Annotated in this window: 1 protein-coding gene; it reads right to left on the bottom strand. The window is 36.1% G+C overall.

The window, feature by feature from the left end; all coding sequences use genetic code 11:
• A partial coding sequence (locus M595_RS27675; protein WP_023069871.1) for a glycosyltransferase family 2 protein occupies window positions 1-774 on the bottom strand: 774 nt, incomplete at its 3' end.
• Window positions 775-1,258: the final 484 nt, after the last annotated feature.

The raw sequence follows: 1,258 nt of genomic DNA, 5'->3' as shown, positions 1-1,258 counted from the left end.
GATTGTCAGGATGAAATACCAACGATTTCTAACTTGATAAAAAAGTTTAGAAAGACCCCGTTTTTTGACTCGATGATAGCAAATTGCATTCGGAACAGTGTAGAGTTTATAACCTGATATTGTCAGTCTGAAGCTAAATTCTCCGTCTGTCCGTCCAAAGAAATAGTCTTCATCAAATAAGCCGATTTTTTCTGCGGCTGGCTTAGAAACTAACAAACACGTTCCAGAAATTGAATGAACTTGTGTAATATCTTTTACACCTTGACCCAAGGGTTTATCGCTATTGAGTAAAACAGCTTCACCTGTATAATGAATGAAGACTCCCTCATGTTGAATGGTATTTCGTCGATCATGATAAACTAAACGCGGCGCCCAAATGGCGGCTTCAGGATAACGCTGATACGCTTCAACTAATTCGCTTAAACAGTTTTCGGCAAGGATAGCATCATCATCAACCAGTAGGGTTAAATGATCATCGGGTGTATTGATAATTCCTTGATTTCTAGCTGGATTTGGGCCACAATTTGAGTCTAAACGAATAACTTTAATTTGTGAGTAATGATCTTCTATCCAGTCCGGTGTGTTATCCGTAGAAGCATTATCAACAACAAGAATCTGAGTCGGTTTATAAGTTTGATTCAGTAACGAGTCTAAACAGTTTTTAATGACATTAATGCCGTTGTAAGTGACGACTGCAACGGTAATTTTAGGTTTTTCTAAAGATAAAAGGGTTTGAGTTGCTTCATCTGATTGAACGATTTGTTTTAAAGACATTGTTCTTCTCCTAAATAATGTGGGTAGATTGCACACAACCCGGAATATCTCTAAACTCAAAATTTTTGACAAGTTTTTGACAACTTTATGAATTTTTAATTAAGCTTTAGAGATATTTAGCGAGTTGATATTAAACACTTAAGATGCAGAGACTAAGAGATAGAGACTAAGCCACATTTTGAGATAGGGTATGGAACTTGAAGTCCAAAAGTTTAGGCTTCAAACGACTTATTTACGATGCTTTTAACCGGATTATAGATACACTCTCAATTCTATAATACTAGCACCTATTGATTCTTTTGGCTTCATAGGCGACTAAAAAATTTATATTCAGCCTGATGAGTCGGTTGTGTTGAGAATGGATCGAAGCCAGGATAGGATTATCTCTTGAAGTCTGCAATGATGTCGGATCTAAACTTGGGGTTAAGTGTTCAGAGGAATATAAATGATTAAATTTTGATAAAACTGCTATAGCGAGTATTAG

The organism is Lyngbya aestuarii BL J, from assembly GCF_000478195.2.
Taxonomy (GTDB): Bacteria; Cyanobacteriota; Cyanobacteriia; order Cyanobacteriales; family Microcoleaceae; genus Capilliphycus; species Capilliphycus aestuarii.
Note: the sequence above shows the minus strand (reverse complement) of the source record. Positions and strands in the feature narration are given on the sequence as shown.